The organism is Roseateles subflavus, assembly GCF_030285365.1.
Taxonomy (GTDB): domain Bacteria; phylum Pseudomonadota; class Gammaproteobacteria; order Burkholderiales; family Burkholderiaceae_C; genus Roseateles_B; species Roseateles_B subflavus.
On the sequence record NZ_JASVDS010000001.1, the window covers coordinates 816,129 to 829,834 of the forward strand.

11 protein-coding genes are annotated in these 13,706 nt (G+C 68.9%); 5 read left to right on the forward strand and 6 right to left on the reverse strand.

Features of this window, described 5'->3' with window-relative positions; all coding sequences use genetic code 11:
* Window positions 1–19: 19 nt before the first annotated feature.
* The 4 genes from QRD43_RS03730 (at window position 20) to QRD43_RS03745 (ending at window position 2,937) form a co-directional block, all read left to right on the forward strand.
* Window positions 20–577: a hypothetical protein gene (locus tag QRD43_RS03730; protein WP_285981127.1), complete on the forward strand. Its 558-nt coding sequence runs from the start codon at window positions 20–22 to the stop codon at window positions 575–577.
* Between the two features lie 52 nt (window positions 578–629).
* Window positions 630–1,358 carry a 16S rRNA (uracil(1498)-N(3))-methyltransferase gene (locus QRD43_RS03735; RefSeq protein ID WP_285981128.1) on the forward strand — a complete coding sequence of 243 codons (729 nt, stop codon included), beginning with the start codon at window positions 630–632 and terminating at the stop codon, window positions 1,356–1,358.
* Between the two features lie 18 nt (window positions 1,359–1,376).
* Entirely contained in the window at window positions 1,377–1,667 is a 291-nt protein-coding gene (locus QRD43_RS03740) for a hypothetical protein (RefSeq protein ID WP_285981129.1), read from the forward strand.
* A gap of 76 nt (window positions 1,668–1,743) precedes the next feature.
* Window positions 1,744–2,937 carry an MFS transporter gene (locus QRD43_RS03745; protein ID WP_285981130.1) on the forward strand — a complete coding sequence of 398 codons (1,194 nt, stop codon included), beginning with the start codon at window positions 1,744–1,746 and terminating at the stop codon, window positions 2,935–2,937.
* On the opposite strand, the gene QRD43_RS03750 is transcribed toward QRD43_RS03745, so the two are convergent.
* The 5 genes from QRD43_RS03750 to QRD43_RS03770 form a co-directional block, all read right to left on the reverse strand.
* Window positions 2,897–4,156, reverse strand: a complete 1,260-nt coding sequence (locus QRD43_RS03750) for a THUMP domain-containing class I SAM-dependent RNA methyltransferase (RefSeq protein WP_285981131.1) — start codon at window positions 4,154–4,156, stop codon at window positions 2,897–2,899. The two genes, QRD43_RS03745 and QRD43_RS03750, sit on opposite strands and share 41 nt — an antisense overlap.
* A gap of 79 nt (window positions 4,157–4,235) precedes the next feature.
* Window positions 4,236–5,273: an alginate O-acetyltransferase AlgX-related protein gene (locus tag QRD43_RS03755; RefSeq protein WP_285981132.1), complete on the reverse strand. Its 1,038-nt coding sequence runs from the start codon at window positions 5,271–5,273 to the stop codon at window positions 4,236–4,238.
* Window positions 5,274–5,275: 2 nt separating this feature from the next.
* Window positions 5,276–6,760 carry an MBOAT family O-acyltransferase gene (locus QRD43_RS03760; RefSeq protein ID WP_285981133.1) on the reverse strand — a complete coding sequence of 495 codons (1,485 nt, stop codon included), beginning with the start codon at window positions 6,758–6,760 and terminating at the stop codon, window positions 5,276–5,278.
* A gap of 80 nt (window positions 6,761–6,840) precedes the next feature.
* Window positions 6,841–10,023, reverse strand: coding sequence for a bifunctional diguanylate cyclase/phosphodiesterase (locus tag QRD43_RS03765; RefSeq protein ID WP_285981134.1), 3,183 nt, complete (start codon window positions 10,021–10,023; stop codon window positions 6,841–6,843).
* A 119-nt stretch (window positions 10,024–10,142) separates the two neighbouring features.
* A complete protein-coding gene (locus QRD43_RS03770) occupies window positions 10,143–11,618 on the reverse strand; it encodes a M20 family metallopeptidase (protein WP_285981135.1) in 1,476 nt (491 codons plus the stop codon).
* A 216-nt stretch (window positions 11,619–11,834) separates the two neighbouring features.
* On the opposite strand from QRD43_RS03770, the gene QRD43_RS03775 reads away from it, so the two are divergent.
* Window positions 11,835–12,539: an autoinducer binding domain-containing protein gene (locus QRD43_RS03775; protein WP_285981136.1), complete on the forward strand. Its 705-nt coding sequence runs from the start codon at window positions 11,835–11,837 to the stop codon at window positions 12,537–12,539.
* A 458-nt stretch (window positions 12,540–12,997) separates the two neighbouring features.
* Here QRD43_RS03775 and QRD43_RS03780 read toward each other — a convergent pair whose 3' ends face one another.
* Complete coding sequence (locus tag QRD43_RS03780) at window positions 12,998–13,702, reverse strand: autoinducer binding domain-containing protein (RefSeq protein WP_285981137.1); 705 nt, start codon at window positions 13,700–13,702, stop codon at window positions 12,998–13,000.
* Window positions 13,703–13,706 lie beyond the last annotated feature (4 nt).

Below are 13,706 nucleotides of genomic sequence, written 5' to 3' on the forward strand. Positions count from 1 at the left end.
CGCCGAGGAGACTTTTGCCGTGTTGGACCAGAGCTATCAGAAAACCGACGCTGGCCGTGCCGAAATGAAGGTGCGCCAGCTCGTCAATGCCCGTGCCACCCGCAACCTGCTGCTGGTGATCGATGCCAGCAAGTCCGCCCGGCAGTGGCTGGGCCTCGTGCAGGGCAGCACCGAGGCGGACGTCCAGCAGCTGCTGCAGCTGGGCATGATCCAGGCGGTCGGCCATGCCCCCGCGGCTCACCCGGCCGGCACCGAGGCCGCCAGCCCCTTCGCTCCGGCCTTCGGGGGCGCGCCCGCTGCCCCGGCACCCGCACCGGCCAGCGCCCCGGCGGCCTCCGCTGCGGCCCCGGGGGGGGACGTGCCTCAGCTGGACTACGAGCAGCTCTACGCCTACCTCACCCGCCACGCCAAGCAGTACCTCGGCCTGATGAAGGGCTACAAGGTGGTGCTGGAGGTCGAGCGCTGCAGTGGCCTGCCCGAGCTGCAGGACTACGCGCGCCGCTTCGTCGAGATGGTCCGCGAGGCCCAGGGCGACGACCTCGCCGAGCAGGTCCGCCGGGCGATGGGGATGCACTGAGCGCTTCCCTGGCACACTGGCGGGTTCCGGCGAACCTCACCTGACCCCGCCCATGCCTCCACGCTTCTTCGTCGACACCCCGCTTGCCGGCCCGGCCGAGCTGAGCCTGCCCGCGTCCGCGGCGCGTCATGTCCAGGTCCTGCGCCTGCAGCCCGGCAGCCCCTTGACGCTGTTCGACGGCTCGGGGGACGAATGGCAGGCGGAGGTCACGGCCATGGGCCGCAGCGAGGTCCGCGTGCAGCTGCATGCCCGCCAGCTCGTGAACCGCGAGCTGGCCACGGCCCTGACCCTGTGCGTCGTGATGCCGGCCAATGACCGCATGGACGGCATCGTCGAGAAGGCCACCGAGCTCGGCGCCGTCGCCATCCAGCCTTTGATGAGCGAGCGCTCGGTCCTGCGTCTGCAGGGCGATCGCGCGCAGAAGAAGCAGGTGCACTGGCAGGGGGTCGCCATCGCGGCGGCCGAGCAGTGCGGCCGCGCCTGCGTCACGCAGATCCACCCCGTGCAGACGCTCGCCGCCTGGTTGTCGGGCCTGGACGGCGCGGCCCCCGCGCGCCGCTGGCTGCTGAGCCCCACCGCGGCCCGCCCGCTCGCCGAGCGCGCCGCGGGCGAGCCGCAGCCCACGCTGGTCCTCAGCGGGCCGGAAGGCGGCCTGAGCGCCGCCGAGGAGCAGGCCGCCCGCGAGCGCGGCTTCGAGGCCCTGCAGCTGGGGCCTCGCATCCTGCGCGCCGACACCGCCCCATTGGCCGTGCTGGGCTGGGTGGCGCTGCAGCAGGGCTGAGCTCGAGGCGCACGCGCCATGTTGGACGTCTACCTGGGCAGCCGCCACGGCGCGCCTTGCCTGCAGCTGCAGGAGCGGGACTTCGCGGGCCGCTGGACCCTCGTCGAGGCGCTCCGGCAGTGCGGCGTCGCTTTCGACTTCTACCGCGACTTCCACATCCAGCCCGCGCATGCGGCGACGCTGGCGCGCGTCCTGGACCCCCGGCTGGCCGCGCCGCTGAACCAGGAGTCGCCGGCCCTGCTGGCGCTCTATGCCCTCCTGCTGCGCGCGGCGCTCGAGGGGCACACGCTGTACTTCGTGGGCGACTAAGTCCGGCCATCGCCATGACGAGGGGTCGCCCGCCTCCGGGGCTGCTAGCCTTGCCATCCCACCCCCGAAAGCGCGCATGAATCTGCCCCTGTTGCTGCTGACCCTCTGCCAGGGCCTGCTGCTCACCAACAACATCACCTTCATCGCCATCAACGGCCTCGTGGGCCTGGCGCTGGCGCCGCAGCCCTGGATGGCGACGCTGCCCGTGTGCGGCTATGTGGCGGGCGGTGCAGTCTTCGCGCCGCTGGTGGCGCGGCATCAGCGTCAATGGGGCCGGCGGCGCGGCTTCCAGCTGGGGGCGCTCGTGGCGATCGTCAGCTGTGCGCTGGCCGCGTGGGCGGTGAATGAGCGCAGCTTCTGGGGCGTGGTGCTGGCCACCGTGATCGCCGGCTACTACAACGCCAGCGCCGGTCTCTTCCGCTTCGCCGCGACGGAGCTGGTGCCGCCGGCGAAGCGCGAGACGGCCATCTCCTGGGTGCTCGCCGGCGGCCTGCTGGGCGCCGTGGTCGGCCCGGCACTGGCCCGTTACAGCCGCGACCTGCTGGTGCAGCCCTTTGCCGGCGCCTACCTCGTGCTGATCGGCGTGGGGGTGCTGAGCCTGGGCGTGGTGTCGCTGATCGCCTTCCCGCCGCTGGCTGAATCGCAGCCCGGCGCCCTCACCGGGCGCCACTGGCGGCAGATCGCGCGCGAGGAGCCGCTGTTCCTCGTGGCCATGGCCGCCTGCGCGCTGGGCTATGGCGTGATGAACCTGCTGATGGCCGCCACGCCGATCGCCATGAAGCAGTGCAGCCTGCCCTTCGACAACGCCACGCTCGTGCTGCAGTGGCACGTGCTGGGGATGTTCGTGCCGAGCTTCTTCACGGGCTCGCTGATCAAGCGCTTCGGCGCATTGCCGGTCATGGCCGTCGGCCTGCTGCTGAACCTGGCCTGCGTGGCCTTCGCGCTGGCCGGTCAGGACCTGACGCACTTCCTGGGCGCGCTCCTGACCCTGGGCGTGGGCTGGAACTTCCTCTTCGTCGGCGGCACCACCCTCTTCACCGAGACCTACCGTCCCGAGGAGAAGACCCGGGCGCAGGCCGCGATGGACATGGCCATCTACGGCACGATGACGGTCACCGCCTTCAGCTCCGGCGCGCTGGTCACGACGGGCGGCTGGCAGTGGATGAACCTCGGTTCGCTCGTGCCGCTCGCCATCGCCGGTGTGGCGCTGGCGGTCGGGGCGCGCCGGCTCAGTCGGCAGCGCGCGGCTTGTCCCGTGCCGAGCCCTTGATCAGGTCGAAGCGGAACAGCCGGCACTCGATGGGCCCGTTCCACATGGGCACGCGGCGGTTCTCCTTGAGCCGCATCTTCGTGGGCAGCTTCATGTCCGGGCACAGCAGCCAGGCGGTCCAGCCGGCCGGGTTCTCGGTGTAGCTGCGCTTCCAGTGGGCGGCGAGGCGGGGGAAGAAGTCATCTTCCGCATCCCGCTGCTCCGAGCCGCTGGCCTCGCGCACCGCGGCGGCCTTGCCCCGCACCTCGATCCGCTCGCCGTAGGGCGGATTCATCATGATGGTGCCGGGCATGCCCTCGGGCAGCTTGGGCGCGGCGCGCTCCAGGGCATCGCCGCCGTTGAACTGGATGTACTGCGCCACGCCGGCGCGTTCGGCGTTGCGGCGGGCGAAGTCCACCATCCGGAAGGTGACGTCGCTGGCGAAGATGGGCACCTCGGGCGCCTTCACGCGGGCCTGGGCGGCCTGCTTCATCTCGGCCCAGCGCGCGCGCAGCGGCTGGAAGGGCAGCTGGCGCTCGAAGGCGAAGCGGCGCTGGATGCCGGGGGCGATGCCGCAGGCGATCTGTGCCGCCTCGATGGGAATGGTGCCCGATCCGCAGCAGGGGTCGTGCAGCGCGCCGCCGGTCTCGGGCGTGCCGCGCCAGCCGGCCGCGGCGAGCATGGCGGCGGCCAGCGTCTCCTTCAGCGGGGCGTCGCCCTTGTCCACGCGCCAGCCGCGCTTGAACAGCGGCTCGCCCGAGGTGTCCACGTACAGTGCGGCGCGGTCCTCACCCAGGTGCAGCACGACGGGCAGGTCCGGGGCGCGGGTGTCCACGCTCGGGCGCTCGCCCGTGGCGTCGCGCAGGGTGTCGCAGATGGCGTCCTTGATGCGCAGCGTGGCGAAGTTCAGGCTGCGCAGGGGCGAGCGCTGGGCCGTGGTGTCCACGCGGATGGTGTGCTGCGGGCCGATCCAGCGGTCCCAGTCCACGCGGCGGGCCAGCACGTAGAGATCGTCCTCGTGGCGGTAGCCGCCCTCGGTCAGCTCGATGAGCACCCGCTGCGCGAGCCGGCTCTCGAGGTTGATCTGCATGACGTCCTCGGCCGTGCCCTGCACCGAGCAGCCGCCGCGCATGGCGTGGATGCGGCCGCGCGGCAGGATGCGGTGCAGCTCTTCCTCCAGCAGGGGCTCGACCCCACCGGGGCAGGAGACGAAGAGATACAGCGTTTCAGGGCGGGACATGGCGGAGCTTCGGGCGTGCAAAGGGCGTATTGTCCCAGAGCCCCGGCCGGGGCGCCCATTCCCGCGGGTGGCCGCCCGCTCAGGGCGTGCGGAGTTTCGCGGCGATGGCGTCGGCCAGCGTCCGCACGCCCAGGGCGTTGAAGTGATGGTCGTAGGGGCCGATCTCCAGCGGCAGCCGCGTGCGGTGCCAGGCGTCCTCGAAGGCCGGCGCGAGGTCCAGCACCTCGATGCCGGCCTCCTGCAGCCGGGCGCGGAAGCCCTCCAGGCGGGCGATGTGGGCCGGGCCTCCGGCGGGCAGGGCGTCGTGGCGAGACTCGATCGCCACCAGCACGCGGCTGTCGGCGAGGTAGGGACGCAGGCGCTGCAGGAAGGCCTCCGTGACGGCCTGCTCCGCTGCCGACCACGGCGGCTCGGCCCTCGGCGCCGCAAGGGCCGCGGGTGGGCTCATGTCGGGCCGTGCCTGCTTCACGGCCTGCTGCCACAGGCGTGGTCCCGAGAGCTTCAGCTGCCCCAGCAGGTAGTTCAGCAGGGCGCTGTGCCGCAGCAGGCGCTTGACGGCGCCGGCCGGCGGCTGCTGCTCGGTGCGCGGGGTCAGGTCTTGCCGGTCCAGGCAAGGACCCTGGACATTGCCCGAGCCGCACAGGCCTTGCGCCACGTCGCCGTTCTCCAGCAGGATCACGAAGCGGCGGATGCCGTAGCGATCGTGGGCCAGGCGCAGGCGCTCGACATGGTCGAGCAGGCTGCTGCCCGGTGCGCCGAGGCCATAGACGGCCGGGCCGGCAAGGGCCCGCTCCAGCTGGGCGTCGGGCCGGTCGGCGGCGGGCAGGGCGGAGGCCTCGACGAGACTGTCGCCGATCAGGGCGACGGCCTGCGCGTCGGGCGTGAAGTCGTGTTTCGCCAGGAAGCCGGCGTTGTTGGCCTGATGGCGCTGGGGGTGGCGCAGGTCCCAGCCGATGGAGGTGGTCCAGCCATGTCCGGCGGGGTAGCTCAGGACCATCGGGTCCAGGTGGTAGTCCTTCATGGTGGCGTCGGACACCGGCAGCGCCTGCAGCGTGAGCTCCAGGGCCGCCAGGAGGGCCAGCATGCCGGGCAGGACGTGAGTGAAGGCGCGCCGCATGGTCAGAAGTTGAAGTAGATGAAGGCGCTGACGGCATTGCGCGCGGTGTTCAGCAGCACGAGCAGTGCCACGGCCAGCAGGGCGGCACCGGTGGCGAAGGCCCGCAGGCCCGGACGCTGCTGCATCTGCGCAAGGAGGCGCTGACCGATGGCATTGCTGTTGGGCAGCGTCACGGCGGCCAGCCCCAGCACGGCACACAGCATCCAGCCGCGCGCCGCGGGCAGGCCGGCCTCCCACAGCAGGCGGTCGAGGCCCGCCGGCTCGCCCGTCGGCAGCAGGGCGCGCAGCAGGCGCAGCGCCCCGTCGAGCGTCGTCGCGCGGAAGAAGATCCAGGCCACGATCACGCTCAGCAGCGTCAGCCCCCAGGCCAGCACGCGCCAGCTCCACAGGCCGGCGAGTCGCTGCTGCAGGGCCTGGCCGCACAGGGCGCGGAAGCCGTGGTTGATCATCAGGTAGCTGCCGTGCAGCGCGCCCCACAGCACGAAGGACCAGCTCGCGCCGTGCCACAGGCCGCCCAGCACCATGGTCGTGGCGAGGTTGAGGTAGCGGCGGACACTGCCGTGGCGGTTGCCCCCCAGCGCGATGTAGAGGTAGTCCCGCAGAAAGGTCGAGAGCGAGATGTGCCAGCGCCGCCAGAAGTCGCTGATGCTCGTGGCCTGGTAGGGCGAGTCGAAGTTGAAGGGCAGGCTGACGTTGAACAGGCGGGACAGGCCGATGGCCATGTCCGAGTAGCCCGAGAAGTCGAAGTAGATCTGCAGTGTGTAGGCCAGCGCGCCGAGCCAGGCCTCCTGCAGGGTCGGCACCTGCCCGGCGTCGACGGGGTTGAAGACCGCATCGGCCCAGGGGCTGATGCCGTCGGCCAGCACGATCTTCTTGAACAGGCCGATCACGAAGATCAGCAAACCCGCGCTGAAGTGGGCGCCCTGCCAGCGGTAGGTGGCCGGGTCGCGGAACTGCGGCATCATCTGCGCGTGGTGCAGCACCGGCCCCGCGATCAGGTGCGGGAAGTAGGTGACGAAGAGGCCGTAGTGGCTGAAGCGCAGTTCCTTCACGCCCTTCTGGTAGCTGTCCGCCAGGAAGGCGATCTGCGTGAAGCTGAAGAACGAGATGCCGATGGGCAGCAGCACGGTGCCGAGCTGCCAGTGCTGGCCGGTCAGCGCGTTCAGGTTGTCGATGAAGAAGTTGGCGTACTTGTAATAGGCCAGCAGCGCGAGATTGGCGCTCACGCCCAGGACCATCCAGCGTTTGGCCGCGGCCCGGCGCTCCTCGGCCCGTGCCGTGGCGATGATCCGCCCCAGCAGGAAGTTGCCGGCGATGGAGCCCAGCAGCAGGAGCACGTACATCGGCATCCACACGCCGTAGAACGCCACGGACGCGCCAAAGAGCGCGCTGGCAGCCCAGGAAGGCCGCCAGCGACCCAGGCCGAAGAAGAGCGCCAGGGTCAGCGGCAGGAACAGGCAGACGAAGGCTGCAGTCGTGAACAGCATGACACGTCGTTGAAAAGTCAGGCACCGGCCCAGGGTCGGCAGGAGGCGCAGTGTAGGCCGCGCCCTTGGCCGCTTCCCCCCTAAGACAAAGGGGGCTGGCTGCCTTCGGTGCCGCGCCGCACCAGCGCCTCGAAGTCCGCCAGGGGCAGCGGCCGGGCGTAGAGATAGCCCTGGAAGGCATGGCAGCCCTGCTGCACCAGCGCGTCCCGCTGGGCTTCGGTCTCGACCCCTTCGGCGATGACGTCCAGGCCCAGGCTGTCGCCCAGCTGGATCACGGCGTGGGCAATGGCCAGGGCATTGGGCTCCTTGACCAGATCGTGCACGAAGCTCTGGTCGATCTTGAGCTGGTCCAGGGGCAGACGCTTGAGGTAGGCCAGCGAGGAGTAGCCCGTGCCGAAGTCGTCCAGCGAGAAGCGCAGGCCCAGGCTGCGCAGTGCCAGCATGAGGGCGATGACCTGCTCCACGTTGTCGACCAGCGCGCTCTCGGTGAGCTCCAGCTTCAGCCGCTCCGTCGGCGCGCCGCTGCGGGCGAGCAGCTGCTGCATGAAGCCGAGGAAGCCCTTCTGGCGGAACTGGTGGGCGCTCAGGTTGACGGCCAGCGTGATGTCGGCGAGCTGCGGTTCGCGCGCCCACAGGCCCAGCTGCGCGCAGGCCTGCTGCAGCACCCATTCGCCCAGCTGCGCGATCAGGCCGGTCTGCTCCGCCAGCGGGATGAAGCGGGCCGGCGACACCCAGCCGCGCTGCGGGTGATTCCAGCGCAGCAGGGCCTCCGCGCCAACGATGCGCCCGGACGTGTCCACCTGCGCCTGGTAGAACAGCTCCAGCTGCTGGCAGTCGATGGCCTGGCGCAGATCCGCCTCCAGCGCGGTCGTCTCGGCCATGGCGGCCTGCGTGGCCGGGTCGAAGAAGCACAGGCGGTTGCGGCCCGCGCCCTTGGCCTGGTACATGGCGTGGTCGGCGTGCTTGAGCAGGTCCTCGCTGCTGTTCACGTCCCCGCCCCAGATCACGATGCCGATGCTCGGCGTGCTGTGGTGCTGGTGTCCGTCGAGCTGGTGCGGCTGGCCCAGCACCCGCAGCAGCTTCTCGGCCGCGGCCTCGGCATGCAGCGCCGCCACCTGGGCGTTCTGGCCGAGGTCCTGCAGCACGACCACGAACTCGTCGCCGCCCCAGCGCGCGATGGTGTCCTCGGTGCGCAGCGCGGCCTGCAGCCGGCGGCCCACGCCCACCAGCACGCGGTCGCCCATGCCATGGCCCAGGGTGTCGTTCAGCGCCTTGAAGTTGTCGAGATCGATGAAGAGCACCGCGCCATGGCGCTGGGTGCGGCGGTTGATGGCCAGCGCCTGGTTGAGGCGGTCCAGCAGCAGTCGGCGGTTGGGCAGGCCGGTCAGCGAGTCGTAGAAGGCCAGCTGCTCGATCTCGGCCTCGGCCTTCCTGCGCTCCGTGATGTCACGCGTCAGGCCGATGAACAGGGGCTCGCCGTCGCGCTCGATCTGCGACACCGCCAGGCTCATCGGGAAGATGGTGCCGTCCTTGCGCTGCCCGCTGACGTCGCGCCCGATGCCGATGACATGCGGCACCCGTGTATCGAGGTAGCGCCGCACGTGGCCGGCATGGTGGGGGCGCTCCGTCGCGGGCATGAGCAGCTCCACGCGCTGGCCGACCAGCTCAGCGGCCTCATAGCCGAACATGCGGCAGGCGGCCGGATTGATGGCGTCGATGCGACCCTGCGCATCCATGGTGATCATGCCGTCGACCATGTGGTCGAGGATGGCCTGCGTGTGCTGCGCCTGGGCCTGCAGCTGGGCCTCGGCCCACTTGGTGGCGCTGATGTCCATGTGCGTGCCCACCACGCGCGTCGGCCGGCGTTCGGCGTCGCGCGCCATGATGCGGCCGTTGGCATGGATCCACACCCAGTGCCCGGCGCGATGACGCATGCGGTAGTCCTGGGTGTAGTGCGCCAGCTCGCCCGCCAGATAGCGCCGCAGCTGCTCGCGCACCACGGCGCTGTCGTCCGGGTGCAGGCGGTCCTCCCAGGCGCGCACGTGACCCTCGATCTCATGCGGCTCGTGCCCGAGCATGGCGCACCACCGGGCGTCGAAGCGGCTCTCGCCCGTCACGAGGTTCCAGTCCCACAGTCCCAGCTCCGCACCGTCCAGCGCCAGGGCGGTGCGGGCGGCGCTGTCCCGCTCGGTGCGGCGCTGCTGCTGGCGCAGGTGCTCGACCAGGCGGCGGCGGCGCTGGTAGAGGTACAGGCCCAGGAGGGCCAGCAGGCTGACGACCGATCCACCCAGCAGCGCGCTAAAGAGCTGGCGCCGCCACGGACCTTCCACGCTGCGCATGGAGCGGCCCACGGCCACGTGCAGGCGCTGGTCCAGCCAGAGACTGTCGGGCGACACGGACCGCGCCGCAACCAGGCGCAGGTCATGGCTCAGGCCGGACTGCTGCAGGTGCAGGCTGGCCGGCTGCCCGGAGCGCAGGTGGTTCTCCAGCACCGAGCCCGGGCGGGCGAGGACGTTGCCGCCGATCCAGCCCTCCATGTACGGCTGCACGGCGAAGATCGTGCCCCCCTCGTGGGCGATCGCCGCCCACGTGTCCTCCGAGGGCTGGACGGTCGCCAGGACCAGGGCGAAGTAGTTGGGGTCCAGGCTGGCCACGATCACGCCCTGCCAATGCCCCTCGGCGTCGTGCAGGGAGCGCGCCAGTGCCACGCTTCGGTCGTCCAGCAGCGTCTTGAAGGGGGGGGTGATGTGCAGCAGCCCTTCCTGCGGGCGCTGCCGGCTCTGCCGGAAATAGGGGCGGTCCGAGACGTCGCGACCCAGCAGTTCCGGCATCGACGAGGCCTGGATGCGCCCGCTGGCATCAACCACCAGCAGCAGCCGCACGCCGGGCATGGCGCGGGTGAGGGTCTGCAGGACCGCTTCGCCGTCGGCCTGCTTCTGGTCCCGGCGCCAGCTCGGGTACTCGGCGTCCACCGTCTGCAGCGCGGCCTGGATGGCGATCAGCTGCTGCGAGACGATGCCGTCCAGCGTCTGGACGAGGCTCTGCAGCTTCTCGCTTTCGTGCGCGCGCGCCACGCGGCGCTCGTTGTGCAACCACAGGGCCAGCAGCAGCCACATGCCGGCCAGGGCCAGGCACAGCCCGAGCCAGGCATGCCAGGGCCGGCGCCGCGTGCTGCCCGAGCCCATGGCGACCGGCGGCGCTGCGTCAGGCGACGGCCGGTCGGCCGCCGCAGGGCGGGAGGAAGAGAAAGGGAGCATCACCATGGCACAAGCAGGCGCCACAGTAGCGAGCCCGGCCGGGCGCCGGCTTGATGTTGGTCAAGCTCGGCGCCGGATCTCGCAATGCCATCGGTTGCAGTGCGGAGACCGCACGGTCCGGAGGCTCAGGGATGGGCGGCCATCACCTGGGCCACGGCGGCCGTCAGGCGCTTGCCGTAGGGCACGTGCAGGAACTCGTTCGGGCCGTGGGCGTTGCTCTTGGGGCCGAGCACGCCGCAGACCATCATCTGCGCCTTGGGGAAGCCCTTCTGCAGCATGCCCATCAGCGGGATGGTCCCGCCCTGGCCGATGTAGCCGATCTCGGTGCCGAAATGCGTCATGCTGGCCTCGGCCACGGCCTTCGTGAGCCAGGGTTGCAGGTCGGGCGTGTTCCAGCCCGTGGCGCCGTAGGCCCCGGCGCGGCCGTCGGGCACGAAGCTGACCTTGGCGTTGTAGGGGGCGTCGTCTTCCAGCAGCGCCTTGAGCTTCAGCGCGGCCTCGTTGCCGTCGATCAGCGGCGGCAGGCGCAGCGAGAGCTTGAAGGCGGTGAAGGGGCGCAGCACATTGCCGGCATTGCTGATGGGCGGCATGCCGTCCACGCCCGTGACCGACAGCGTCGGGCGCCAGGTGCGGTTCAGCAGCACTTCCAGGGGTTCGGTCGTGACGGGCAGCACCGGGCCGCCGTCCGCACCGCAGGCCCAGGGCATGCGCTTGTAGACCTCCGCGCCGAGGATGTCGGCCGTGGTCTGTGCCTGGGCGATGCGGTCCGTCGGGATCTCGCAGTGGAAGTCGGCGGGCAGCAGGCGGCCGGTCTTGGCGTCCTCCAGGCGGTCCAGCAGCTGGCGCATGATGCGGAAGCTGCTCGGGGCCACGCCGGAGTTGTCACCGCTGTGGATGCCTTCCGTCAGGACCTCGACCTTCAGCGTGCCCGTCACGTTGCCGCGCAGGCTGGTCGTGAGCCACAGGCGGTCGTAGTCGCCGGCGCCGCTGTCCAGGCACACCACCAGGCTGACGTTGCCCAGGCGCTCCTTGAGCATGTCGATGTAGGCCGGCAGGTCGTAGGAGCCGGATTCCTCGCAGGTCTCGATGATGCCCACGCAGCGCGGGCGCGGGATGCCCTGGCGGTCCAGGGCCATGATGGCCGTCAGCGAGGCGTAGATGGCGTAGCCGTCATCCGCGCCGCCGCGGCCGTAGAGCTTGCCGTCCTCGTACTTCGGCGTCCAGGGGCCGAGGTCCGAGCGCCAGCCGCTGAATTCGGGCTGCTTGTCCAGATGGCCGTACAGCAGCACCGTGTCCTGGCAGTCGGCCTTGGTGGCCGGCACCTCGAAGAAGATCACCGGCGTGCGGTCGGGAATGCGGATGACCTCCAGCTTCAGCCCTGCCACCTTCTTGCTCTCGACCCAGCTGGCGGCATTGCGCAGCACGGATTCGATATGGCCGTGGGCCGCCCAGTCCGCATCGAACATGGGGCTCTTGGCCGGGATGGCGATGTACTCGGTCAGGGCGGGAACGATTTCCTCGTCCCAGACCTGGGCGGCAAACTGCCCCAGGCTGCTGGCCTCGTCGGCTTGCAGGGGCAGGTTCGGGTCACGTGCGTTCATGGCGGTCTCCTGGCGGCTGGTGGCCGCGAGGGGAGGATTTTAAGGCGGCGAGCCAGTCGGCACAGGGCCGATGGTCATGCCGGTGCAAGAGGCATTGAGCGAACCTCATGGCAGCCCATCCGAAGGGGCTTTCCAGTCCTGGTGCACATTTGCGGTGAAGCAGGGGCGGCAAGGAAAAGATCATCCACCGACGGTGCGATCTTGGAGGCTTCAACGATGAACTCAGATTGGGTCGATCTGCTGAATGCCACTGATGTGGCCAGCTACAAAGCCGGCATCGTCCGGTTTGCCCACGACATCGGCTTTCGGACCGTCGATGCGATGACTGTCGTCGACCACGAGGATGGTCGCGTGGAGTTCCAATTCGTCGAGAACATCGACAACGCTGATTGGACTTCGCTGGATCCCGCCTATGCCAAGCGTGATCCGGTCATGCAGCATCTCAAGCGCAGCAGCCAACCGATCATCTGGGGCGCTGGCAACTACCGTGATGCCGGGGTGCGGGAAACCTACGATGTGCTGGCCAGCCTGGGATTGCACAGCGGCTTGAGCGTCGCCTCGCACCTGCCCGACGGGCGGCACTTCGTGCTGGGCGTTCAGGCGGACCGGGATCTGTCCCGGTGCGTCAGCCATATGGCCCAGGCGCTTCCGAAACTGGAGCTGTTTTCCGTCTATGCGCTGGATGCAGCGTTCAGACTCCTGTTACCCCCCGAACGTCAGAACGTCGGCGAATTGGCCTTGCGTGAAATCGAGGCGCTTCGCTATGGTTTCGATGGGTGGTCCGGCCGCATGCTGGCGGATAGATTCAATATGGGGGAGGCGTCCTGCCAGGAATGGCTGGGGCGCATTGCTGCCAAGCTGGATTGCTGCCATTTTCGGCAAGCTGCGCTGAAGGCTTGGCGCATTGGGGTCTTTTGTTGATGCAACGCCTGAAGCGCGCAGACATCAATTTGCCGTGGGAATGTGCAGCCCCGTTTCTTGCGCATTGCAGATGGCACGGGCGTCTGTGGACGGCACGCTGCTGTCTGCTATCCGAAGCCGCTTTAGTTTGTCGCTTGCAACTGGCCCACGCCCGTTAAAGCTTGCATGGCGTGGGTTGTGTGCACTGCTAGCCTGCAAAAGCAGTCCCATGGACTCGCTCAAGAGGGCTTGACCGGTTTCTGCTTACCAAGTCGGCCAAGTCGGCGGCGGCGGCGGTTGCAACGGTGCGGGCACCGAGTTTGCTGCCGGCAATTCGGGGGAAGACTCAGCAGTGCCTCCGCCGGAAACAAGCTGTAGCTCCCTGCTGGACAGCAGGACCGGCCGGTCAGTCAGTGCCTCTTCGGCCAAGCGCTGAGAAAGCAGGTTTTCATCAAGTTTCATTTCATGCTCCTAAATGGTTAGTGAATGATTCCAAGCCTCAAAGCTTTGAGAGCAGCCTGATGCTCGTTGGCGCAGCTCAGGCTTTGCTCCAGACGCCGGAGGCATATCGTCAGCGCGTCAGAGCTGACGTTCAAAAGAACTGCAATTTCCTCCTTCGATTTGCCATCAAGTAGCCAACTCAATACATCGACTTCCATGCGGGTCAACTCGACCGATAGCGTCTCTGCAGGCAAGAACAATCGAAATGCTGCGTCCAGTGCGTGCGTCATGAACAGCTGCAGCTGTGGAAGTGCATGGGAAACATGACGAGAGTCGGCCAATACATCCTTGTCCGTGTGCATGCTCATCACGAAGTGGCGTCCATTCCTGAGATGGCAGCAGGTATGAATGCCAGACTGCATGCCAAAGGCTGAAAGGACGTCATGGATGTCGACTAGACCAGTCTCTACGTATGTCCGTGCTCCCCACACCATCGGCACGCTACTTCTTTTGCAGTGCTGCATAACAGGGTCGCGCCGGCCGTAGCCGGGGTCCAAGGCATACCAGCTCGGGTTCTCTATGGTGCTGACATAGACGAACTGGGTTTCCGAAGCTTCATGGTCAAGAACCGTCAGAGCATCTGCGGTTCTGAACCCCAAGTTATTCGCAAACCGAGCAATCTCCGCCCTGAACTCGCCTTCGCTCTGTGCAGCCAATACGCCGAGATGGTCTTTGTGCAACATGGGT

Coding starts and splice junctions, on each gene's coding strand:
- QRD43_RS03755 (WP_285981132.1), bottom strand. CDS start 5,273: ATGCGGCGCGCCTTCACTCACGTCCTGCCCGGCATGCTGGCCCTCCTG.
- QRD43_RS03765 (WP_285981134.1), bottom strand. CDS start 10,023: ATGGTGATGCTCCCTTTCTCTTCCTCCCGCCCTGCGGCGGCCGACCGG.
- QRD43_RS03745 (WP_285981130.1), top strand. CDS start 1,744: ATGAATCTGCCCCTGTTGCTGCTGACCCTCTGCCAGGGCCTGCTGCTC.
- QRD43_RS03740 (WP_285981129.1), top strand. CDS start 1,377: ATGTTGGACGTCTACCTGGGCAGCCGCCACGGCGCGCCTTGCCTGCAG.
- QRD43_RS03750 (WP_285981131.1), bottom strand. CDS start 4,156: ATGTCCCGCCCTGAAACGCTGTATCTCTTCGTCTCCTGCCCCGGTGGG.
- QRD43_RS03770 (WP_285981135.1), bottom strand. CDS start 11,618: ATGAACGCACGTGACCCGAACCTGCCCCTGCAAGCCGACGAGGCCAGC.
- QRD43_RS03760 (WP_285981133.1), bottom strand. CDS start 6,760: ATGCTGTTCACGACTGCAGCCTTCGTCTGCCTGTTCCTGCCGCTGACC.
- QRD43_RS03775 (WP_285981136.1), top strand. CDS start 11,835: ATGAACTCAGATTGGGTCGATCTGCTGAATGCCACTGATGTGGCCAGC.
- QRD43_RS03735 (WP_285981128.1), top strand. CDS start 630: ATGCCTCCACGCTTCTTCGTCGACACCCCGCTTGCCGGCCCGGCCGAG.
- QRD43_RS03780 (WP_285981137.1), bottom strand. CDS start 13,702: ATGTTGCACAAAGACCATCTCGGCGTATTGGCTGCACAGAGCGAAGGC.